The following is a 22902-nucleotide window of genomic DNA, read 5'->3' as shown; positions in this document are numbered from 1 at the left end:
TCGTCCCGCTCACCTCCGGCCCCACGAGACGACGGGACGAGACCGATGCCCGCTGCGCAAGGCCTCTACGACCCGGCTCAGGAGCACGACGCCTGCGGGGTGGCGTTCGTCGCGGACATGGCCGGCCGGGCGAGTCACGACATCCTCGTGCAGGCCCTGACCGCGCTGCGCAATCTCGAGCACCGGGGGGCATCCGGCGCGGAACCGGAGACCGGGGACGGTGCCGGCGTGCTCCTCCAGGTTCCGGACGCCTTCCTGCGCGCGGTCCTTCCCTTCGAGCTGCCGGCGCCGAAGGCGTACGCCGTCGGGCTGGTGTTCCTCCCCGACGACGAGAGCGCCCTCGCCGCGACGGCCGCGATCGAGCGGCTCGCCGCGGAGGAGGAGCTGCGGGTCGTCGGTTGGCGGGACGTCCCGACCAACCCGGCCGGCCTGGGCCGCACCGCGCTGTCGGTCATGCCGAGGATCCGGCAACTGTTCGTCGCCGGCGTGCGCGGCGAGGTCGGGATGGGGCTCGAGCGTCGGGTGTTCTGCCTGCGGAAGCGGGCCGAACGCGAGGTGGGGGTCTATCTGCCGAGCCTGTCGTCGCGAACCCTCGTCTACAAGGGGATGTTGACGACCGACCAGCTCGAGTCGTTCTACCCCGACCTGTCCGACCCGCGCATGATCACCGCGATCGCGCTCGTCCACTCGCGGTTCTCGACGAACACCTTCCCGTCCTGGCCGCTGGCGCATCCCTACCGGTACGTCGCTCACAACGGCGAGATCAACACGGTGAAGGGCAACCGCAACTGGATGCGTGCCCGGGAGGCTCTGCTCGCGAGCCCCCTGGTCCCGGGCGATCTCGCGCGGCTGTTCCCGATCGTGACGCCGAACTTCAGTGACTCCGCCAGTTTCGACGAGGTCCTCGAGTTGTTGCACATGGGCGGCCGCAGCCTGCCGCACGCCGTCCTCATGATGATCCCGGAAGCGTGGGAGAACAACGCCGACCTGGATCCCGCCCGCCGGGCGTTCTACGAGTTCCATTCGTGCGTCATGGAACCCTGGGACGGGCCGGCCTGCGTCGCGTTCACCGACGGCGAAGTCATCGGCGCGGTCCTGGACCGCAACGGCCTTCGCCCCGCCCGGTACTGGGTCACCGAGGACGGCCTGGTCGTGCTCGCGTCGGAGGTCGGCGTCCTCGAGATCGATCCGGCCAGCATCGTGGCGAAGGGCCGGCTCCAGCCCGGCCGGATCTTCCTGGTCGACACGGCAGCCGGGCGGATCGTGCCGGACGGGGAAGTGAAGGCCGAGTTGGCCGCGGAGCACCCTTATGCGGACTGGCTGCACGCCGGGCTGATGCATCTGGGCGACCTGCCCGAGCGGGAGCACATCGTCTACGGCCACGAATCGGTGCTGCGCCGCCAGCAGACGTTCGGCTACACCGAGGAGGAGCTGCGCATCCTGCTCTCCCCGATGGCCCGGTCCGGAAACGAGCCGCTGGGCTCGATGGGCACCGACACGCCGATCGCCGCACTGTCCGGTCGGCCGCGGATGCTCTTCGACTATTTCAGCCAGCTCTTCGCGCAGGTGACGAACCCGCCGCTCGACGCGATCCGCGAGGAGCTCGTTACCTCCCTCGCCAACACGATCGGCCCGGAGCAGAACCTGCTGGACCCGACGGCCGCGTCCTGCCGGCAGATCGTCGTGCCCTATCCGGTGATCGACAACGACGAGTTGGCCAAGATCCTGCACATCAACGACGACGGCGACCTGCCCGGTTTCTCGTGTGTCAGCGTGCCCGGCCTCTACGAGGTCGCCGGCGGCGGTCCGGCGCTGGTCGAGGCCCTTGCCGGGGTCCGGGCCAAGGTGTCCGCGGCCATCGAGGACGGCGCCCGGATCATCGTCCTGTCCGACCGGGACTCGACGGCGGAGCTGGCGCCGATTCCCAGCCTGCTGCTGACCAGCGCCGTGCACAACCAGCTGATCCGCGACAAGACGCGCACCCGGGTCGGCCTCGTCGTCGAGGCCGGCGACGTGCGTGAGGTTCACCATGTCGCGCTGCTCGTCGGATACGGGGCCGCGGCGGTGAACCCCTATCTCGCGATGGAAACCGTCGAGGACCTCGTCCGCTGCGGCGCCCTGGCGGGGGTCGACGCCCGGACGGCGACCAGCAACTACATCCACGCCCTCGGCAAGGGCGTGCTCAAAGTCATGTCCAAGATGGGCATATCCACGGTGGCCTCCTACACCGGAGCGCAGGTGTTCGAGGCGATCGGCCTGGGCCAGGAGATGGTCGAGGAGTTCTTCACCGGGACGGTTTCGCGCCTCGGCGGTATTGGCCTGGGCGAGATCGCCGAAGAGGTGGCGATCCGGCACCGGCACGCCTACCCGCGGGTGCCCGCTCGCCACCGCAGGCTCTGGGTCGGCGGCGAGTACCAGTGGCGCCGGGAAGGCGAGCTGCACCTGTTCAACCCGCAGACGGTCTTCCGCCTCCAGCACGCCACCCGCACCCGCCGCTACGACATCTTCAAGGACTACACCCGTGCGGTCGACGACCAGTCGGCGCGGCTGGCCACGTTGCGTGGCCTGTTCGAGTTCCGGACCGACACCCGGCCACCGGTGCCGATCGACGAGGTCGAGCCGGTGTCGTCGATCGTCCGGCGCTTCGCCACCGGCGCGATGTCCTACGGATCGATCAGCGCCGAGGCCCACGAGACGCTGGCGATCGCCATGAACCGGCTCGGGGGCAAGTCGAACACCGGCGAGGGCGGCGAGGACCCCGAGCGCAACGAGCCGCTCCCGAACGGCGATTCGCGGCGCTCGGCGATCAAGCAGGTGGCCTCGGCGCGCTTCGGGGTCACCAGCGAGTACCTGGTGAACTCCGACGATCTGCAGATCAAGATGGCGCAGGGGGCGAAGCCGGGCGAGGGTGGGCAGCTGCCCGGACACAAGGTGTACCCCTGGATCGCCCGGACCCGCTACTCCACGCCCGGGGTCGGGCTCATCTCGCCGCCGCCGCATCACGACATCTACTCGATCGAGGACCTGGCCCAGCTCATCCACGACTTGAAGAACGCCAACCCCCGGGCCCGGGTCCACGTCAAGCTGGTCGCCGAGGTGGGCGTCGGCACCGTCGCCGCCGGAGTGAGCAAGGCGCACGCCGACGTCGTGCTGATCTCCGGACACGACGGTGGCACCGGTGCCTCACCGCTGACCTCGCTCAAGCACGCCGGCGCCCCCTGGGAGCTCGGGCTCGCCGAAACCCAGCAGACGCTGCTCCTCAACGGCCTGCGGGACCGGATCGTCGTGCAGGTCGACGGTCAGATGAAGACCGGACGTGACGTCGTGGTCGCGGCCCTGCTCGGCGCCGAGGAATTCGGCTTCGCCACCGCCCCACTCGTGGTCAGCGGTTGCATCATGATGCGGGTCTGCCACCTCGACACCTGCCCGGTCGGCGTGGCCACCCAGAACCCCGAACTGCGCCGGCGCTTCACCGGGCGGCCCGAGTTCGTCGTCACCTTCTTCGAGTTCATCGCCGAGGAGGTGCGCGAGCACCTGGCGGCGCTGGGCTTGCGTTCCCTCGAAGAGGCGATCGGTCACGCGGAGCTGCTCGACACCCGCGCCGCCTTGGACCATTGGAAGGCGAGCGGGCTCGATCTCGCGCCGATCCTGTACCAGCCGGAACTCCCGGAGGAGGCGGCCCGCAGCCGCACCCGGGCACAGGATCACGGCCTGGAGCGGGCGCTCGACAACACCCTGATCCAACTCTGCGAAGGCGCGCTCTACTACGGCGAGCACGTCAACCTCGAGATGCCGATCCGGAACGTGAACCGCACCGTCGGCACGATGCTCGGCCATGAGGTCACCCGCCGCTACGGTGGCGAGGGACTCCCGGACGAGACGATCCGGATCACTTTCACCGGCTCGGCCGGCCAGTCGTTCGGCGCATTCCTCCCGCGTGGCGTCACCTTGGGTCTGGAAGGTGACGCCAACGACTACGTCGGCAAGGGCCTGTCCGGCGGGCGCATCACGCTGCGCCCGCCACGGGAGTCGACGTTTCGTGCGGAGGAGAACATCGTCGCCGGCAACGTGCTGCTCTACGGGGCGACGGCCGGCGAGGCCTTCATCCGCGGGGTCGTCGGTGAGCGCTTCTGCGTCCGGAACTCCGGCGCCACCGCGGTGGTCGAAGGGGTGGGGGACCACGGCTGCGAGTACATGACCGGTGGCCGGGTCGTGGTTCTCGGTGCCACCGGCCGCAACTTCGCCGCCGGGATGTCCGGCGGGATCGCCTACGTTCTCGACCTGGCCGTCGAACGGCTCAACCGCGAGATGGTGGACGTCGAGGGTCTCGACGAGGAGGACCGGGAATTCCTGCACGCCACGGTCGACCGGCATGCCGAGCTGACCGATTCGGCGGTTGCCCGGCGGTTGCTCGCCGATTGGGACGCCGCCGTGTCCCGGTTCGGCAAGGTCATGCCGCGCGACTACAAGCGGGTGCTCGCGGCGATGGCCGCGGCCCGCGCGCAGGGTGTGTCGATCGACGACGCGGTCATGGCGGCCACCCGTGGCTGACCCGACCGGATTCCTCACCACCGCGCGCGAAACCGCGGCGCGCCGCCCGGTCGACGTCCGGATCCGGGACTGGCGTGAGGTCTACGACGAGTTCGGCGCCGAGCGGCTGCGGGCGCAGGCCGGGCGTTGCATGGACTGCGGCATCCCGTTCTGCCACCAGGGCTGCCCGCTCGGCAACCTGATCCCGGAGTGGAACGACCTGGTCTGGCGCGATGACGAGCGGGAGGCGGCCGAGCGGCTGCACGCGACGAACAACTTTCCCGAGTTCACCGGCCGGCTCTGTCCCGCCCCGTGCGAGACCGCATGCGTGCTCGGGATCAACGCCGACCCGGTGACCATCAAGCAGGTGGAACTGAGCATCGCGGACGGTGCGTGGGACCACGGCTGGGTGGAGGCGGTTCCCGCGACGACGTCGACCGGGCGGGCCGTCGCGGTCGTCGGCTCGGGGCCGGCGGGGCTGGCCGCCGCCCAGCAGCTGACCCGAGCCGGTCACGCCGTCACCGTGTTCGAACGGGCCGACCGGATCGGCGGCCTGCTCCGCTACGGGATCCCCGAATTCAAGATGGAGAAGTGGGTTCTGGACCGGCGGTTGGCGCAGATGTCCGCCGAAGGCACGGTCTTTCGGACCGGGGTCGACGTCGGGGTCGACCTCACCGTCGAGGACCTGCGGGACGCCCACGACGCCGTCGTCCTCGCCGGCGGCGCCACGGAGCCGCGCGACCTGCCGGTCCCGGGCCGCGAGCTCGCCGGTATCCACTTCGCGATGGACTACCTGCCGCCGGCCAACCGGGTCCAGCAGGGCGACCTGGAGGCCAGCCCGATCAGCGCGGCCGGCAAGCGGGTGATCATCATCGGGGGCGGTGACACCGGTGCCGACTGCCTCGGCACGGCTCACCGGCAAGGCGCGGCCGCGGTCACCCAGCTGGAGATCCTCCCGCTCCCCCCCGACCGTCGCCCGGAAGCCACCCCCTGGCCGACCTGGCCGCTGATCCTGCGCACCTCCGGCGCGCACGAGGAGGGCGGGGAGCGGGTGTTCTCGGTGAACACCGAGCGATTCCTCGGTGCGGATGGTCGGGTCAGCGGGCTCCTGCTCCACGAGGTGCGCCCGGTCGACGGGCGGTTCGAGAAGATCGAAGGCAGCGAGCGGGTGGTGGACGCCGACCTGGTCCTGATCGCCATGGGATTCGTCGGGCCGGCGCGGGCCGGGCTGTTGGCGAACCTCGGCGTCGACTTCGACCAGGGGAACGTCGCCCGCTCGCCCGACTGGTCGACGTCCGTGCCCGGTGTGTTCGTCGCCGGTGACATGGGTCGCGGGCAGTCCCTGATCGTCTGGGCGATCGCCGAAGGTCGCTCGGCCGCCGCCGCGGTCGACCGCTACCTGATGGGAGACACCACTCTGCCGGCACCGGTCACGGTCACCGACCGCCCGCTCTAGGCCATGCGGCCGGGCTTCACGACGACGAACGTTCCGGCCAGCTTGTCGTTGTAGCTCTGCCGTCGCGGATCCCACAGGAACGACACGTACACCACGAAAACCGCAAGGCCGGCCAGCCCGCCGAGCGCGCCGATCGCGGTGAACTGGATTACCGCTCCGGCCAGCGGGACGGCCATCCGGCGCAAGGAGCGGGCCCAGCCGGGGACGGATCCGTCCACCTGCACGACCCGGATCCCCAGGGCCATCTTCCCCAACGTCGCCCCCCGGACCGCGATGAACAGCCATTCGTAGAGGTACCCGCCCAGCGCGAACAGCACGGTCGCGACCAGGATCCGGTTACCGAACGCCGAGCTGAGCGGCGGCGGAGTGGCTCCGCTCGGCAGGGCGGCCAGCTCGCGGGAGTACAGCCGGATCTGCGGGAGCAGCAGCGGCACCGCGACCGCCGCGCCCGCGGCGGCGATGAGCACTCCGTCGAACACCCGGGCGAGCGCACGCTGCCACCAGCGGGCCAGCCGTCCCGGGACCCCGGGGACGACGCCCGTACCCGGCCGGTCGGTCGGGTAGCCCGTAGCCGGGTAGGCCTGTTGGCTCCAGGGCGCCGGCGCACCGTAGGGCGGGGCGTCCGGGTCGGGAGGGGCCCCGTAGGGAGAGTCTGGCGGGACGTCGCTCACTTCGGTCCCCTCCAGGCGAGGATCGCTCCCGGCGATCGGCGGTGGCCCCCGACCGAGCGGTCCCGAGGGTCTCATGCGCTCCGGTGGCGACGCCAACCCGACCAGGGTCCGGCCGGATGCGGACAGGGCTCGTCGCAACGGAGGTTTCGCACGGCCGGGTGCCCCGGGTCGGATTCGAACCGACACTGGATCGCGTTTGAGGCGACTGTCTCTGCCGTTGGACTACCGGGGCCGGGTACAGCGTAGAGAACCGGCAGCCGGCCGACCCGGCTGCGACGCTCGGTAGGCTGGCCGGTATGACCGCCTCCGTAGGCCGCCCCCGCCGGGTGCTGCTCGCCGAGGACGAGGCGCTGATCCGGCTCGATCTCAAGGAGATGCTGGAGGAGGAGGGCTACGACGTCGTCGGGGAAGCCGCCGACGGTGAGCAGGCGGTCGCGCTCGCCGAGCAGCTGCGCCCCGACGTCGTCCTCCTCGACGTGAAGATGCCGGTTCTCGACGGGATCAGCGCCGCGGAAAGGATCACCGGCGCACGGATCGCGCCGGTCGTCATGCTGACCGCCTTCTCCCAGCGCGACCTTGTCGAGCGCGCCGGCGACGCCGGGGCGATGGCCTACCTGGTGAAGCCGGTCTCGAAGAGCGACCTCACGCCGCAGATCGAGATTGCGCTGAGCCGATACGCCCAGATCGTGAGCCTGGAGGAGCAGGTCGGCGACCTGAGCGAGCGGCTGGAAACTCGTAAGACGCTCGAGCGGGCGAAGGGTCGCCTGCAGACCGACCGCGGCCTTACCGAGCCGGAGGCCTTCCGGTGGATCCAGAAGACCTCGATGGACCGGCGCCTGTCGATGCGGGCCGTCGCCGAGGCGGTCCTCGCCGGCGAGGAGCCGAGCGGCCGCTGAGCCGGCCGGTCGCCTCCGGTCACGACCTGATCACGGCCGAGCGTCGGGTAGTGCCTTCGCCTGGCGGGGAGGAGTAGGTTCGCGCCACCACGCGGAGCTGCGGTGGTCCCGGGCACGCCCGGTGAGGTGCGGACAGGGGAGACGTCGTGCTGGAAAGTCGGGTTCTGAAACTTGCGGTCCCGCTCGCGGTTGGCGCGCTGGCGCTCACCGCGTGCGGCGGCGGGAGCAAGGGCGGCACCACCGCCGGCTCCAAGCCCACCTACACAATCGCCTACGAGGGGCCGCTGTCCGGCGGCAACCAGCAACTTGGCCTCAACATGAAGTTCGCCGTGCAGCTCGCGATCAACCAGGCCAACGCCGGGACGACGTTCGGGACGTTGCCGTTCAAGCTCGCTTTCACCTCCGAGGACGACCAGGGGTCGGCGACCGCCTCCCCGGCCGCGGCTCAGGCGCTGATCCAGAACACCAGCGTGGTCGCCGTCGTCGGCCCGGCCTTCTCCGGTGCGACCAAGGCCGCCGAGCCGTACTTCTCGGCGGCCAACCTCGCGACGGTGAGCCCGTCGGCCACCGCACCGGGGCTCGCCCAGTCCGGGTGGACGAACTTCTTCCGGGTCGTCGCCGACGACAACTCGCAGGGCCCGGCAGACGCCACGTACGTCAAGAAGGTGCTCCACGGCACCAGCGTGTACTCGATCGACGATGCCAGCTCCTACGCCGCGGGTCTGGCCGGCACGTTCGACTCGGCCGCGCAGGCCGACGGCATCGCGGTCACCCACAAGACCGTGCCCGGCACTACCCAGTGCCAGGCCGGGACCGGCAACGTGCAGGAGTACTCGGCCGTAGCCATCACGGTGAAGACGGCGAACCCGTCGGCGGTCTTCTACGCCGGCTACTACTGCGACTTCGCGCTGCTCGCCAAGGCCCTGCGCTCGGCCGGCTACACCGGTCAGCTGGTGTCCGACGACGGCAGCGACGACCCGCACTACGTCAGCCAGGCGGGGGTCTCCATCGCCACCGGCACCGTGATCAGCTGTGCCTGCCAGGAGACGATCAACAGCGCCGGGTACCAGGCGTTCGCGCCGCAGTTCCAGGCCCTGGCCGGGTTCGCGCCCGGGACCTACTCCGCGGAGTCCTACGACGCGACGAACGCGATCCTCTCGGTGATGAAGGGGCTCGGCGCCAGCGTCACCCGGGCGGCTATCGTCGCCGGGCTGCACGCGTCCGGCTTCTCCTACGCCGGGATCAGCAAGACCGTGCAGTTCCAGGCCGACGGAAACTACGGCGGCAGCGCGGTCTACATGTACAAGGTCGGCTCCGACGGGAAGATCAACGAGCTCGGCCTGATCAGCACGCTGGCCGGCTAGCCGCTCCTGGATGGCCGGGTGCCTCGCCGTGCGGCGGCGGGGCACCCGGCCACCAGCGTGAAAGGCCCAGGGACCGGACCGCGACGGAGCCGACTGGCGATGTGCTTCACCCAGAACTTCTGGAGCCTGCTGATCTCCGGGCTGGCGAACGGTTTCGTCTACGCGCTGATCGCCCTGGGCTACACCCTGGTCTACGGGGTGCTCCAGCTGATCAACTTCGCGCACAGCGAGGTCTTCATGAGCGGCGGGTTCGGCGGCCTGTTCGTCATGGACCAGCTGGTCGGTAGCCGGCAGCCGCACGGTGCCGCGTCGGTGCTGCTGCTCGTCGTCGGGACACTGGGTGGAGCGGCCGCGGGCGGGACGGTCGCCTTCATCCTCGAGCGGGTCGCCTACCGACCGCTTCGCCGGCGCAACGCGCCGAAACTCGCCTACCTGATCAGCGCCATCGGGGCGTCGTATTTCCTGTTCAACATCGCCGGCAAGGAGTTCGGTCGCCAGTCGGCGAACATCCCGACGCCCTACACCAACGGCACCCTGTTCCACGTGTTCGGGGCCCAGGTGCAGACGTACTACCTCGTCGTCGCCGGGGTCGCCCTGGTGATGATGCTGCTGCTCGACCGGCTCGTCGCCTCCACCAGGCTGGGCCAGGGCATCCGCGCGGTAGCCCAGGACGCCGACACGGCGAGCCTGATGGGGGTGAACATCAACCGGGTCATCTCCCAGACGTTCGTCATCGGCGGTCTGCTCGGGGGGGCCGCCGGCTTTCTGTACGGCCTGAACTCCGGGGTGGTTTTCACCATGGGGTTCACCCCCGGGCTGAAGGCCTTCACCGCGGCCGTCCTCGGTGGGATCGGCAACATCCGGGGGGCGATGCTCGGCGGCCTGCTCCTCGGCGTCGTGGAGAGCCTCGGGGTCTCCTGCATCCCGTTCAGCTGGCAGGACGTCATCGCCTTCGGCATCCTCGTGTTGGTGCTGATGGTGCGACCGACCGGTTTGCTCGGCGAACGGCTGGGGCGGTCCGCGTGAGCGACATGGCGGTGCCGGCCGGCGTTGCGCGACTGCTCCGAAGCCAGGACTTCCGCCGGCTGGCAAGCTGCTGGGCGATCGGCCTCGTGGTCGATGTCATGACCGGCGCGGCGGGCAGCAATACCGCCCCGACCGCCGGGCTGGCCGCCGACCTCGGCCACCCGCGGGTGCTGGTGTTCCTCGCTCTCGGCACCGTCCTGTGGCTCGGGCTGACCGCCTACGGGCGGCGCCGCGAGCAGGTCCGTGCCCGGATCCAACTGGTCTCGACGAACGCATCCCGGCTGATGGCGCCACCCCGGGTCCGGTACCCGGCGTTGGTCGGGGTGCTCGTACTCGCCATCCTGGCGCCGCAGCTGGTCAACGTCTTGTTGCCCGCGACGAAGGTCTTCTGGCAGCAGGTCCTGGTCGACGACGTCGGCATCTTCGTTCTGCTCGCCATCGGCCTGAACGTCGTCGTCGGGTTCGCCGGGCTGCTCGACCTCGGTTACATCGCCTTCTACGCGATCGGGGCGTACGTGTCCGCGTACTGGACGGGGGCGCTGCCGGTGCAGCCGCCGTTCCACCTCAACCCGTTCTGGACCTTCCCGATGGCGGTCGCCGCGGCCATCGTCGCCGGCGTGATCCTCGGCGCGCCGACACTGCGCTTGCGCGGGGACTACCTGGCGATCGTGACGCTGGGCTTCGGCGAGATCATCCAGATCGTCGCCCGGAACCTGACCAGCGTCACCGGTGGCCCGCAGGGGGTGGGCTACCTCAAGACCCGAACGGTCAACGGCCAGAGCACGGTGGTGGCCCGCCAACTGACCGTGCCGCACTTCTCCATCCACCTGCTGGGCATCAACTTCGACTGGACGCTGGACAACGTCCCGTACTACTACCTGCTGCTCGTCCTCGCCGTCGGCATCATCGTCGCCTTCCGGTTGCTCGAAAATTCCCGGGTCGGCCGGGCGTGGACGGCGATCCGGGAGGACGAGGTCGCCGCCGAAGCCTGCGGGATCAACACCCTGAAATACAAGATCATGGCGTTCGCGATCGGGGCGTCCACCTCGGGATTCGCCGGCGTGCTGTTCGCGAGCAAGAACGGCTTCTTCGATCCGCCGATCTTCAGCGTTCAACTGTCGATCCTGGTGCTCGTCTTCGTGATCTTCGGAGGCATGGGTTCGATCGTCGGGGTGATCGTCGGCACCGCGGTCCTTCAGGTGCTCCCGCAGTCGCTGCGGCACCAGTTCCCTCAGCAGGACCTGTTCATCTACGTCGGGGCGCTCCTGGTGGTCATGATGATCTTCCGGCCGCAGGGACTCATCCCGTCGCGGCGCCGGTCCCGTGAACTCGGGCTAGCCGAGGAAGGCGTCGGCGGCGCCGACGCAATGGGCGCCCCGGGAACCGCACCGTGACGGCGGCCCCGCCGGCCGCCCCGCCGGCCGCCGACGTCCGGGACCCGATCCTGTCGGTGCGTGAGGTCACCCTGCGCTTCGGCGGAGTGACCAGCCTGGCCGACGTCACCCTGGCTCAGGAGCGCGGCGAGATCCTCGCCGTCATCGGACCCAACGGGGCCGGCAAGACGTCGCTGTTCAATTGCGTGTCGGGGGTCTACCAGCCGCAGCAGGGCTCGATCACGCTGCGCGACGCCGATGGCCAGGAGACCGGTGTCGTAGGTCGCAAGCCCAGCCGGGTCACCGGCCTGGGGATCGCCCGGACGTTCCAGAACATCCGCCTGTTCAACGCCTTGACCGCCTTCGAGAACGTCAAGATCGGGGTCGAAGCCCGCCAGCACACCGGACCGGTGGGCGCCATGCTGCGACTGCCACGAACCCGCCGGGAGGAGGGCGAAGGCGACGCCCGCGCGTTCGAGCTCCTCGACTTCGTCGGCCTTCGAGCCAGGTCCAACGAGGTCGCGAGTGGCCTGCCGTACGGCGCGCAACGCCGGTTGGAGATCGCCCGGGCGTTGGGCACCGGCCCGCAGTTGCTGCTCCTCGACGAGCCGGCTGCGGGCACCAATCCGGTGGAGAAGGTGGAGCTGGAAGGCCTCATCCGGAAGCTCAACGCCGAGATGGGGATCAGTGTCCTGCTCATCGAGCACGACATGCGCCTGGTGATGTCCGTCGCGACCCGCGTGGTCGTCCTGAACTTCGGGCGCGTCATCGCGGCCGGACTCCCCGCCCAGGTGCAGCACGACCCGACGGTGGTCGAGGCGTATCTGGGGAGCGCGCCGTGACCGCGATGCTCGCCCTGGCGGACGTCCGGGTCCGCTACGGCGTCGTGGAGGCGCTCAAGGGCGTGAGCCTCGAGGTCGCCGAGGGGGAGATCGTCGCGCTGCTCGGCGCGAACGGTGCCGGGAAGACGACGACGCTGCGCACCATCTCGGGCCTGCTCCGGCCGTTCGCCGGGAGCCTGACGTTCGAAGGCGGCCCGATCGACACGGTCGCGGCTCACGAGATCGTCGCGCTGGGCGTCGGGCACGTCCCCGAGGGTCGCCGGATCTTCCCGGTAATGACGGTGCTCGAGAACCTTCAGATGGGCGCCTACCGTCGCCGCGGGGACATCAAGGCCGACCTCGAGCGGGTCTACGAGCTGTTTCCGGTTCTCGCGGAGCGACGCGGGCAGAACGGCGGGACTCTCTCCGGTGGCGAGCAGCAGATGCTCGCCATTGGCCGAGCCCTGATGAGCCATCCCCGGCTGCTGCTGCTGGACGAGCCGTCGATGGGCCTCGCGCCGCTCATCGTGGCGAAGATCTTCGAGATCATCAAAGAGATCCGAGAGCAGGGCACGACGGTGTTGCTCGTCGAGCAGAACGCCGCCCAGGCGTTGCGACTGGCCGATCGCGGCTACGTTCTCGAGACCGGGTCGATCGTCATGTCGGATGCGGCGGCGAACCTGCTGGGCGACCCGAGGGTCCGCGCGGCCTACCTCGGGGAGGGCGTGGGCTGACCCGGACGCACAGACCCGAACGCACAGACCCGAACGCACAGAAGCCCGGTCACCGTTGGGTCCGTCCGCGACTTCCCCGCGCGCGGACGTTGTCTACTGGGTGACCGGGATCCTGTGGGCCGAACCTAGTGAGCCCGGCCGGGTCGGTCAACGGCTTGCGGCGTGTTGGTCAGCGAATCGCCGCGACCGCAGCGGTCAGCACCGGCGCGACGATCAGCGCGGGCAGCAGATCGACGACCGCGATCTGCTTGATCGCGAGGAGTCGGAGGGCTACGGCGGCGAGCAGCAGGCCGCCCGTCGCGGTCATCGCGGCGATCTCCGCGGCCGGAAGCAGACTCCCGGCCAGGTAGCCGATCGCCGTGAGCGAACCTTGGACCGCGACGATCGTCACGACCGACAGCGGGACGCCCCAGCCGAGCGAGGCGGCGAACGCGACCGACGCGAAGCCGTCCAGCGCGCTCTTGAGCGCCAGCTGGTCGATGCCGCGGCCCAGGCCGTCCTGGAGGGCACCGAGGACGGTGAGCGGGCCGACGCAGAACACCAGGGAGGCCACGACGAAGCCCTCGACGAAACGGGCCCGGTCCGCGGAGGCGCCAGTGGGGGCCAGCCGTCGCAGCAGCGCCCCGCCCACGTGTTCGAGGCGCTGCTGTAGCCGGAGCAGCGAGCCGGCGATCCCGCCGAGCAGAACCGCCGCGAGCACGATGAGCACGGTGCCCTCCGCCCCAACCGCCCGGCGGAGGCTCGGATCGAGAACGGACGCCGCATCGAGCGCCGCGATCAGTGCGGTGACGAGCCCAAGGCCGTCGGTGACCACCGTCCTGGTCCGCTCCGGCAGTCGCGAGCCGAGGCTCAGACCGAGGCCGCTGCCGGCGAGGACGGCAGCCACGTTGAGCGCCGTCCCGGTGCCGCGGACCACCCTGACCTCCGGTTCCGCTCCTGTGCTGCGCGCCGGCCCCGGGGGGGGCGTACAGTCCGCCGCAGCCTTCGGGAAGCCTAGGCGTCCGACGGTGGCCACGGCCGCCGCGATGTCCAGGGCCCGCACCCAGCTAGCTCGGAGGGGAGCCCGGTGCCACGCTTTCCGGTGTTGACCCGCGTCGCGGCGCCGGCGGATCTCCCGGCCCTGCGCTCGCTGCTCGAGGAATGGCGCGGCGTGGGCGGGCGCGCCGAGAAGGCGATCAACCCGATGGCCGCGGCGGAGCTCGACGAGCGCCTGGACGGGATCTTCGAGACAGACGATTGCGACGCCCTGATCGCCACGATCGGCGACGAGCCGGCGGGGATGGCCGTGCTGAGCCTTTCCTCGCTCGGCCCGCTCTCGGCCGGTCCGATGGCGCAACTCAGCCACCTCGTCGTCGCCCCCGGCCAGCGCCGGCACGGGGTCGGGCGGGCCCTCGTAGCGGCGACCGCGCTGTGGGCGGAGGAGCGGGGGATCGACCAGGTCGTGGCGCATGTCTATCCGTCGCTGCGTGACGCGAACCGTTTCTACGCGCGGCTCGGCTTCATGCCGTTCGTGGTCCGCCGGGTGGCCCCGACCGCGGTGCTGCGCCGTCGGCTCGGGCAGGGCGAACGTCGCTCGGCAGCGGTGGATGCCGTCCGCCGGCGGACGTTGCGCCGACATCCTCGGCTCGTGGCCTTCCATCGCGAGGCGCCGGTCGGCGACCGCAAGGCTTGAGCCGGGCGGCCCTTCGGGGCCGGAACCTAGGATCGGGCCGTGCCCCCCACTGACCCACCGAGCGCCGGCCGGCTGCTCCTGCTCGACGGTCACTCGCTCGCCTACCGGGCGTTCTTCGCCCTGCCGGTGGAGAACTTCGCGACCACAACCGGCCAGCCCACGAACGCCGTCTACGGCTTCACCGCGATGCTGATCAACGTGCTGCGCGACGAGCAGCCGACGCACATGGCGGTGGCCTTCGACGAGTCCCAGCCGACCTTCCGCCATGCCGCCTATGCCGATTACAAGGCCGGTCGTTCGGAGACGCCGACCGACTTCCGTGGCCAGGTGAGCCTCATCCGCGAGGTGTTGGCCGCGCTGGCCGTCCCGACCGTCACCGCGCCGGGCTACGAGGCGGACGACGTCATAGCCACCCTGGCCACCCAGGCCGAGCGGGTGGGCATGGACGTGCTCGTCGTCACCGGGGACCGGGACACCTACCAGCTGGTGAACGACCGGGTCACCGTGCTCATGACCCGCAAGGGGATCAGCGACATGACGCGGTTCACGCCGGCGGCGGTGGCCGAGAAGTACGGGCTCACGCCGAGCCAGTACCCGGACTTCGCCGCCCTGCGCGGTGACCCCTCCGACAATCTGCCGGGAATTCCCGGCGTGGGGGAGAAGACCGCCATCAAGCTCGTCCAGCAGTTCGGCGACCTCGACCAACTGGTCGCGCGCGTCGAGGAGATCCCCGGGAAGGTCGGCGCCGCGGTCCGGGAGCACCTGGCCTCGGTCGTGCAGAACCGTCAGCTCACCGAGCTGGTTCGCGACGTTCCCCTCGACGTCGGTCCGCACGACCTGCACCTCGGGCAGTGGGACCGCGACGAGGTGCATAGACTCTTCGACACCCTCCAGTTCCGGGTCCTCCGGGAGCGCCTGTACGCGACGCTGCAAACCGTCGAGCCGGAGACCGAGGCCGGGTTCGAGGTCACCGGTGGCCGGCTCGAACCCGGCGAGCTGTCCGGTTGGCTGGCCGAGCACGCCGCCGGGGGGGACCGGGTCGGACTCGCGGTCGCCGGGCCGGCCGGTCGGGGGACCGGGGTGGTGACCGGTCTGGCGCTGGCCAGCCAGGACGGCGCCGGTGCCTACGTGGACCCGGTGGAGCTTCCGGAAGACGACGAGCGGGCTCTCGCCAGCTGGCTCGACGACCCGGCGGTGCCCAAGGCGGTGCACGACGGCAAGGGCCTCCTGCTGGCGTTCGCGGAGCGCGGCTGGACGCTGTCCGGGGTCACCAGCGACACCGCCCTCGCCGCCTACCTGGCGCTGCCCGGTCAGCGATCCTTCGACCTCGGGGACCTCTCGGTCCGATACCTGCGCCGGGAGCTCCGCGCCGAGGCGAGCGCCGACGGCCAGCTGACCCTCGAGGTTGGCGACGCGGCCGACCCCGCGCGGGTCGAGATCGTCCGCGCCCGGGCGATCCTCGACCTCGCGTCCGCCCTGGACGCGGATCTCGAGCGGCGCGGCGGCACCAGCTTGCTCCACGACGTGGAACTTCCGCTCGTCGCGCTACTCGCCGACATGGAACGCACCGGGATCGCCGCCGATGTCGACTACCTGGCGGAGCTGGAGGCCCGGTTCGGCGGCGAGGTAAAGCGGGTAGCCCAGGAGGCGTACGCCTGCGTCGGGCGGGAGTTCAACCTCGGGTCCCCGAAGCAGCTCCAGCAGATCCTCTTCGACGAGCTCAAGCTGCCGAAGACCAAGCGGATCAAGACCGGCTACACGACCGACGCGGACGCCCTCGTCTGGCTGGCCACGCAGAGCGAACACCCCCTGCTCGGGCACCTGCTCCGCCATCGGGACGTCGCGCGGCTGAAAACCGTGGTCGACTCGCTGATCCCGATGGTCGACGGCCGCGGTCGGATCCACACGACGTTCCAGCAGATGATCGCGGCCACCGGCCGGCTCTCGTCCACCGACCCGAACCTGCAGAACATCCCGATCCGGACGGCCGAGGGCCGGGAGATCCGCCGGGCGTTCGTCGTCGGAGTGGGCTTCGAGTCGCTGATGACCGCCGACTACAGCCAGATCGAGATGCGCATCATGGCCCATCTGTCCGGTGACCCGGGTTTGCTCGAGGCCTTTCAGTCCGGCGAGGACCTGCACACCGTCGTCGCCGCGCGGGCCTTCGGGATCCCGGTCGGTGACGTCGGACCGGAGGTGCGCCGGCGGATCAAGGCGATGTCCTACGGGCTCGCGTACGGACTGTCCGCGTTCGGGCTCGCCCAGCAGCTCGGGATCGGCGCCGACGAGGCCCGCGCTCAGATGGACGCCTATTTCGAGCGCTTCGGCGGGGTGCGCGACTACCTCACCGGCGTCGTCGACCAGGCCCGCCAGGACGGCTACACCGAGACGATCCTGGGCCGCCGCCGCTACCTCCCCGACCTGACGAGCGATAACGGCCAGCGTCGCCAGATGGCCGAACGAATGGCCCTCAACGCGCCAATCCAGGGCTCGGCTGCGGACATCATCAAGGTCGCGATGCTCCGGGTCGCCCGGGCATTGGCCGCGGGCGGGCTCCGCTCCAGGTTGCTTCTCCAGGTACACGACGAACTAGTGCTCGAGATCGCGCCGGGGGAGAGGGCGTCCGTTGAAGCCGTCGTACGGGCCGAGATGGGCGGTGCCTTCCCGCTCGACGTACCGCTCGACGTCTCGATCGGGGTCGGTCGCACCTGGGACGACGCCGGACACTGAGCGGGGCGGGAATCCGCTCAGCCGCTCCGCCGGCGCTCGGTGACGAAGATCGCGGTGCCGGGCAGGAGCCGCCCCCGCAGCGGGCTCCACTGGCCCCACGTGCGTTGATGGCCGTCCGGCCACTCCGGTTCGACGACGTCGAGGACGGCGAAGCCTGCGCCGACGAGCTCCCGAACCCGGTCCCCGAGGGTGCGGTGGTGCTCGACGTAGACCGCGTGGCCGGCCGAGTCCTCCTCGACGTAGGGCCGGCGGTCGAAGTAGGAGTCCCGGGCGATGAGTCCGGCCGATCCGGGGTCGTCCGGGAACGACCAGCGGATCGGGTGAGTCACCGAGAACACCCAGCGCCCGCCGGGGCGCAGCACCCGGGCCACTTCGGCGAACAACCGCGCGGCGTCGGCGACGAAAGGCACCGCACCGTAAGCGGAGCAGGCAAGATCGAACGCCCCGTCACGGAACGGCAGGGCGGTCGCCTCCGCCTGCACCAGTTCGACCGCCACGCCGCTGCCGCTCCCCAGCCGTCGGGCCCAGTCCAGCTGCCTCGCCGAAACGTCCGCCCCCACCACCCGCGCCCCCTCGGTCACCAGCCAGCGCCCGCACTGGGCGGCACCACAGCCCACTTCGAGGACGCGTTTGGCGCGCACCGGGCCGAGCAGCCGGGCGTGGGCCTCGTCGAGACCCTCCGGACCCCAGATGAAGCGGACCGGCCCGAGGAACCCGCCGTGTTCCGCCTGGTAGTCATCCGCGCTGGCGTCCCACCAGCGCCGGTTCGCCCGGGTGGTCTCCAGCTGCCCCGAGGGTCGCCGGGCCACCCGCGCCACCGCTTGCGGAGCCGGTTGCGACGTCCCGGACCCGGGCTCGGGGGCCGCTCCGCCGTCCGCTCCGGAACCGCCGACATTGACCATGGTCACCACCGCCCCGTATTCTGACCGCTGCGCTGTGGGCCTGCGCGACCTCGGACGGAGCAGGCTCGCGCTCGTTTATGTCGTTCGACCACTCCAGTCCATCGGCAGCCGACGAAAAGGGCCCTCCGCGCTTCGTACCACGAGCCACCAGCCGGAGACCTACCCCTGATGACGAGCGCCATCGACGTCCGACCCGAGACCCCTGAGCCGCCCGGCAGTCGCGTTCCCGCGCAGGTCGCGATCAACGACATCGGTTCCTCGGAGGATTTCCTCGCGGCGATCGACTCGACGATCAAATACTTCAACGACGGCGACATAGTCGAAGGGGTGGTCGTCAAGGTCGACCGGGACGAGGTCCTGCTCGACATCAGCTACAAGACCGAGGGCGTCATTCCCTCCCGGGAACTGTCGATCAAACACGACGTCGACCCGAACGAGGTCGTGAAGGTCGGTGACCAGATCGAGGCCTTGGTCCTGCAGAAGGAGGACAAAGAAGGCCGGCTGATCCTGTCGAAGAAGCGGGCGCAGTACGAGCGCGCCTGGGGCACGATCGAGAAGATCAAGGGCGAGGACGGCATCGTGACCGGCTCGGTCATCGAGGTCGTCAAGGGCGGCCTGATCCTCGATATCGGGCTCCGGGGCTTCCTCCCGGCCAGCCTCGTCGAGATGCGCCGGGTGCGCGACCTTCAGCCCTACGTCGGCCGCGAGCTCGAAGCGAAGATCATCGAGCTGGACAAGAACCGGAACAACGTGGTGCTGTCCCGCCGGGCGTGGCTCGAGCAGACCCAGTCCGAGGTCCGCCAGACCTTCCTCACCACCCTCCAGAAGGGCCAGGTCCGGCAGGGTGTCGTTTCCTCGATCGTCAACTTCGGCGCGTTCGTCGACCTGGGCGGGGTGGACGGGCTCGTGCACGTTTCCGAGCTTTCCTGGAAGCACATCGACCACCCGAGCGAGGTCGTCGAGGTCGGTCAGGACGTGACCGTGGAAGTCCTCGACGTCGACATGGACCGTGAACGGGTTTCGTTGTCGCTGAAGGCGACCCAGGAGGACCCCTGGCAGCAGTTCGCCCGGACCCACCAGATCGGCCAGGTCGTGCCTGGGCGGGTCACGAAGCTGGTGCCGTTCGGGGTCTTCGTCCGCGTCGAGGAGGGGATCGAGGGCCTGGTTCACATCAGCGAGCTCGCCGAGCGGCACGTCGAGATTCCCGAGCAGGTCGTGAACGTCGGTGACGAGATCTTCGTCAAGGTCATCGACATCGACCTCGAGCGCCGGCGGATCTCGCTCTCGCTGAAGCAGGCGAACGAGGGCACGATCGGCGAGGCCGTCGCCGGCCAGTTCGACCCGAGCATCTACGGGATGGCGGCCACCTACGACGAGTCCGGCAACTACGTCTACCCGGAGGGCTTCGACCCGGACACCGGCGAGTGGCTGCCGGGGTACGAAACGCAGCAGGCCGAGTGGGAGCGCCAGTACGCCGAGGCGCAAGCCCGCTTCGAGGCGCACCGTCAGCAGGTCGAGCGGGCCGCCCAGGCCGACGTCGCCGAGGAGACCGAAGCCGGCTCCTCGTCGTACTCCTCGACCGACGGGGACTCCGCCGGCTCGCTCGCGTCGGACGAGGCGCTGGCCGCGCTGCGCGAGAAGCTCGCTGGTGGCGAGCCCGGCCCGGCTCCCGCCGACGTCGCTCCCGCCGACGTCGCTCCCGACGAGAGCACCCCCGAGGCCTGACCCCGAGGCCGTGCTCACCGTCGGCCTCACCGGAGGCATCGGTTCGGGGAAGAGCGAAGTGGCCCGCCGGCTGGCCGACCATGGGGCGCTAGTGATCGACGCCGACGCGCTGGCCCGCGAGGTGGTGGCGCCGGGCACGCCAGGCCTGACCGCCGTCCTCGACGCCTTCGGGCCGGACCTGGCGGGGCCCGACGGGTCGCTTGACCGGGAACGCCTCGGCGAGATCGTCTTCGCCGACCCGGAACTGCGTGCGCGGCTCGAGGCCATCGTGCATCCGCTGGTGGGGGCGCGGGTCGCGGCGCTCACCGGCGCGGCGCCCGCCGACGCGATCGTCGTCCACGACGTCCCCCTGCTCGTCGAGGCCGGTCTCGCCCGGAACTACGACTTCGTGGTCGTCGTCGCGGCCGGCGTCGAAACCCAGGTCCGGAGGCTCACCGAGATCCGTGGGATGACCGAGTCAGCGGCCCGGTCGCGGATCACCGCCCAAGCCCCGCTCGACGCCAAGCTGGCGGTCGCCGACTTCATCGTCGACAACGACGGCCCCCTCGCTCACCTCCCTGCGCAGGTCGAGCTGCTCTGGTCGCGGCTGAGCGAGCGGGCGGCCTCGGCCCGGTGAGCCGTCCGGCCCGGCGGGCCCGGCCGGAAATTGTCCACGTCGCCGCGTAGTTTCGTCGGTATGGGCAGCACCGGTGGGTACCAGCGGCGCGATGCGCCGTTCCGGGTGGTGTCGGACTTCGAGCCGTCGGGCGACCAGCCGCAGGCGATCGAGGAGCTCGAGCGCCGGGTGCGGGCCGGGGAGCCCGACATCGTGCTGCTCGGGGCCACGGGCACCGGGAAGTCGGCCACCGCGGCCTGGCTGGTCGAGAAAGTCCAGCGGCCGACCCTGGTCATCGCGCCGAACAAGACCCTGGCCGCCCAGCTGGCCAACGAGTTCCGCGAGTTGCTGCCGGACAACGCCGTCGAGTACTTCGTCTCGTACTACGACTACTACCAGCCCGAGGCCTACGTTCCGCAGACCGACACCTACATCGAGAAGGACTCCTCGATCAACGAGGAGGTCGAGCGGCTCCGGCACTCGGCGACGATGTCCCTGCTGACCAGGCGCGATGTCGTCGTGGTCGCCTCGGTCTCGTGCATCTACGGGCTCGGCACCCCGCAGGAGTACATCGACCGCTGCCTGCGGCTCGAGCTCGGCGGCCAGGTCGACCGGGAGGCGCTCCTCCGCGGGCTGGTCGACATTCAGTACACCCGCAACGACCTGGCGTTCACCCGGGGCACGTTCCGGGCCCGCGGGGATACCGTCGAGATCTATCCGGTCTACCAGGAACTTGCCGTCCGCGTGGAACTGTTCGGCGACGAGATCGAGCGGATCTCGACCCTCCACCCGCTGACCGGGGAGGTCATCCGCGAGGACGAGCAGGTCCTCGTCTTCCCGGCGACCCACTATGTCGCGGGTCCGGAGCGCATGGAGCGGGCGATCACCGGGATCGAGCTGGAGCTCGCGGAGCGGCTGGCGGAGCTGGACCGGCAGGGCAAGCTGCTGGAGGCGCAACGGCTGCGGATGCGCACGACCTACGACATCGAGATGATGCGCCAGGTCGGCTTCTGCTCCGGCATCGAGAACTATTCGCGGCACATCGACGGCCGCGGTCCCGGCACGCCGCCACACACCCTGCTCGACTACTTCCCGGACGACTTCCTGCTCGTGATAGACGAGTCGCACGTGACGGTGCCGCAGATCGGCGGAATGTACGAAGGCGACATGTCGCGCAAGCGGACACTGGTGGAGCACGGGTTCCGGCTGCCGAGCGCGATGGACAACCGGCCGTTGAAGTTCGAGGAGTTCCTCGACCGGATCGCGCAGACCGTGTACCTGTCCGCTACGCCCGGCCCGTACGAGCTCGGCCGCGGGGACGGCGTGGTCGAGCAGATCATCCGTCCGACGGGGCTGATCGACCCGGAGATCGTGGTCAAGCCGACGAAGGGCCAGGTCGACGACCTCGTCCACGAGATCCGCCTGCGCGCGGACCGCGACGAGCGGGTGCTCGTGACGACGCTGACCAAGAAGATGGCCGAGGACCTCACCGACTATCTGCTCGATCTCGGGATCCGGGTGCGCTACCTGCACAGCGAGGTGGACACCCTCCGCCGGGTCGAACTGCTGCGCGAGCTGCGGCTCGGCGAGTACGACGTTCTCGTCGGGATCAACCTGCTCCGCGAGGGCCTCGACCTGCCGGAGGTCTCGCTGGTGGCGATTCTCGACGCGGACAAGGAGGGCTTCCTCCGCTCCGGCACCTCACTGATCCAGACCATCGGCCGGGCCGCCCGCCACGTGTCCGGACAGGTGCACATGTACGCCGACGGGATCACCCCGTCGATGCGGAAGGCGATCGAGGAGACCACCCGTCGGCGCGCGAAACAGGTGAGCTACAACACCGCGCGGGGACTCGATCCGCAGCCGTTGCGGAAGCGGATCGCCGACATCCTCGACGACGTCGTCCGCGACGTCGCCCGGGAGGAGCTGATCGGCGGGGGCGGCCGTCAGCAGAGCCGCGGGCGCACCCCCGCCTCCGGAATGGGTTCGCGGTCCTCGGCACCCGGCCGGCACGCGGCCGAGCTGGCCGGACTGCCCCGGGCCGAGCTGGCCGCGCTGATCCAGCAGCTCTCCGACCAGATGCACCAGGCGGCGACCGAGTTGCAGTTCGAGCTGGCCGCGCGCCTCCGCGACGAGGTCAACGAGCTGAAGCGGGAGATGCGCGGCATGCAGGCGGCCGGAGTCGTCTGATCGCGCCCTAGCCGAGCCGTCGGCGCAGGCGGCCCAACCTCCAGGCGATCGCGAACAGCGCGAGACCGATGCCGCCGCCGAGGGCGACCCGGGCGCCGGCGCTCCGGCGAAACCGCCGAGCTCGGCGGCGGCGAGCAGTGGAATGGCGACGGAGACGCGCCGCGAACGACCCAGCACGGTGGGTTGAGAACCAACAGCTACCCCTCTCGCTCCCGAT

At 70.4% G+C, this 22902-nt stretch carries 15 protein-coding genes, 1 tRNA gene and 1 pseudogene; 13 read left to right on the top strand and 4 right to left on the bottom strand.

The annotated features are described in order from the left end of the window. Nucleotides 1-45 precede the first annotated feature (45 nt). Together gltB and VNG13_05140 are read left to right on the top strand one after the other, a co-directional pair. Nucleotides 46-4551: a glutamate synthase large subunit gene (gene gltB / locus VNG13_05145; GenBank protein HVA59905.1), complete on the top strand. Its 4506-nt coding sequence runs from the start codon at nt 46-48 to the stop codon at nt 4549-4551. Then, on the top strand, nt 4544-5986 hold the full coding sequence (locus tag VNG13_05140) for a glutamate synthase subunit beta (GenBank protein HVA59904.1): 1443 nt from the start codon (nt 4544-4546) through the stop codon (nt 5984-5986). The genes gltB and VNG13_05140 overlap by 8 nt, the downstream gene beginning before the upstream one ends. Here VNG13_05140 and VNG13_05135 read toward each other — a convergent pair. Then, nucleotides 5983-6657 (bottom strand): RDD family protein, encoded by a 675-nt coding sequence (locus VNG13_05135; protein HVA59903.1) that lies wholly within the window; start codon nt 6655-6657, stop codon nt 5983-5985. The genes VNG13_05140 and VNG13_05135 overlap by 4 nt on opposite strands. Nucleotides 6658-6816: 159 nt before the next feature. Next, a tRNA-Leu gene (locus tag VNG13_05130) sits at nt 6817-6889 on the bottom strand. Nucleotides 6890-6953: 64 nt separating this feature from the next. On the opposite strand from VNG13_05130, the gene VNG13_05125 reads away from it, so the two are divergent. The 6 genes from VNG13_05125 (at nt 6954) to VNG13_05100 (ending at nt 12871) form a co-directional block, all read left to right on the top strand. Further along, nucleotides 6954-7553 carry a response regulator gene (locus VNG13_05125; protein HVA59902.1) on the top strand — a complete coding sequence of 200 codons (600 nt, stop codon included), beginning with the start codon at nt 6954-6956 and terminating at the stop codon, nt 7551-7553. Between the two features lie 146 nt (nt 7554-7699). Beyond that, nucleotides 7700-8917: a branched-chain amino acid ABC transporter substrate-binding protein gene (locus VNG13_05120; protein ID HVA59901.1), complete on the top strand. Its 1218-nt coding sequence runs from the start codon at nt 7700-7702 to the stop codon at nt 8915-8917. Nucleotides 8918-9016: 99 nt separating this feature from the next. Further along, the gene (locus tag VNG13_05115) at nt 9017-9943 is read left to right on the top strand and encodes a branched-chain amino acid ABC transporter permease (protein ID HVA59900.1); all 927 of its coding nucleotides are present in this window, start codon (nt 9017-9019) and stop codon (nt 9941-9943) included. A gap of 5 nt (nt 9944-9948) precedes the next feature. Beyond that, entirely contained in the window at nt 9949-11337 is a 1389-nt protein-coding gene (locus VNG13_05110) for a branched-chain amino acid ABC transporter permease (GenBank protein HVA59899.1), read from the top strand. After that, entirely contained in the window at nt 11334-12158 is an 825-nt protein-coding gene (locus tag VNG13_05105) for an ABC transporter ATP-binding protein (protein ID HVA59898.1), read from the top strand. Before VNG13_05110 ends, VNG13_05105 begins: the two co-directional genes overlap by 4 nt. A 5-nt stretch (nt 12159-12163) precedes the next feature. After that, a complete protein-coding gene (locus VNG13_05100; GenBank protein ID HVA59897.1) occupies nt 12164-12871 on the top strand; it encodes an ABC transporter ATP-binding protein in 708 nt (235 codons plus the stop codon). A 169-nt stretch (nt 12872-13040) separates the two neighbouring features. Here the strand turns inward: VNG13_05100 and VNG13_05095 are convergent, their stop codons facing one another. Further along, complete coding sequence (locus VNG13_05095; GenBank protein ID HVA59896.1) at nt 13041-13787, bottom strand: DUF554 domain-containing protein; 747 nt, start codon at nt 13785-13787, stop codon at nt 13041-13043. Between the two features lie 165 nt (nt 13788-13952). On the opposite strand from VNG13_05095, the gene VNG13_05090 reads away from it, so the two are divergent. Further along, a complete protein-coding gene (locus VNG13_05090; protein HVA59895.1) occupies nt 13953-14543 on the top strand; it encodes a GNAT family N-acetyltransferase in 591 nt (196 codons plus the stop codon). A 39-nt stretch (nt 14544-14582) separates the two neighbouring features. Then, complete coding sequence (gene polA / locus VNG13_05085) at nt 14583-17273, top strand: DNA polymerase I (protein ID HVA59894.1); 2691 nt, start codon at nt 14583-14585, stop codon at nt 17271-17273. Between the two features lie 17 nt (nt 17274-17290). On the opposite strand, the gene VNG13_05080 is transcribed toward polA, so the two are convergent. Continuing rightward, nucleotides 17291-18082 (bottom strand): class I SAM-dependent methyltransferase, encoded by a 792-nt coding sequence (locus tag VNG13_05080; GenBank protein ID HVA59893.1) that lies wholly within the window; start codon nt 18080-18082, stop codon nt 17291-17293. Between the two features lie 261 nt (nt 18083-18343). Between VNG13_05080 and rpsA the strand changes: the two are divergent. The 3 genes and pseudogenes from rpsA (at nt 18344) to uvrB (ending at nt 22685) form a co-directional block, all read left to right on the top strand. Then, nucleotides 18344-19825 (top strand): annotated as a pseudogene (rpsA, locus tag VNG13_05075) (30S ribosomal protein S1). A gap of 85 nt (nt 19826-19910) precedes the next feature. Then, entirely contained in the window at nt 19911-20516 is a 606-nt protein-coding gene (coaE, locus tag VNG13_05070; protein HVA59892.1) for a dephospho-CoA kinase, read from the top strand. Between the two features lie 60 nt (nt 20517-20576). Continuing rightward, nucleotides 20577-22685: an excinuclease ABC subunit UvrB gene (uvrB, locus tag VNG13_05065; protein HVA59891.1), complete on the top strand. Its 2109-nt coding sequence runs from the start codon at nt 20577-20579 to the stop codon at nt 22683-22685. Nucleotides 22686-22902 lie beyond the last annotated feature (217 nt).

The organism is Mycobacteriales bacterium (genome assembly GCA_035533475.1).
Taxonomy (GTDB): Bacteria; Actinomycetota; Actinomycetes; order DATLTS01; family DATLTS01; genus DATLTS01.
Note: the sequence above shows the minus strand (reverse complement) of the source record. Positions and strands in the feature narration are given on the sequence as shown.

Bases quoted from the DNA above. Each gene is read 5' to 3' on its own strand.
- gltB (HVA59905.1), top strand. From the start codon at position 46: ATGCCCGCTGCGCAAGGCCTCTACGACCCGGCTCAGGAGCACGACGCC.
- VNG13_05125 (HVA59902.1), top strand. From the start codon at position 6,954: ATGACCGCCTCCGTAGGCCGCCCCCGCCGGGTGCTGCTCGCCGAGGAC.
- VNG13_05115 (HVA59900.1), top strand. From the start codon at position 9,017: ATGTGCTTCACCCAGAACTTCTGGAGCCTGCTGATCTCCGGGCTGGCG.
- VNG13_05110 (HVA59899.1), top strand. From the start codon at position 9,949: ATGGCGGTGCCGGCCGGCGTTGCGCGACTGCTCCGAAGCCAGGACTTC.
- VNG13_05100 (HVA59897.1), top strand. From the start codon at position 12,164: ATGCTCGCCCTGGCGGACGTCCGGGTCCGCTACGGCGTCGTGGAGGCG.
- uvrB (HVA59891.1), top strand. From the start codon at position 20,577: ATGGGCAGCACCGGTGGGTACCAGCGGCGCGATGCGCCGTTCCGGGTG.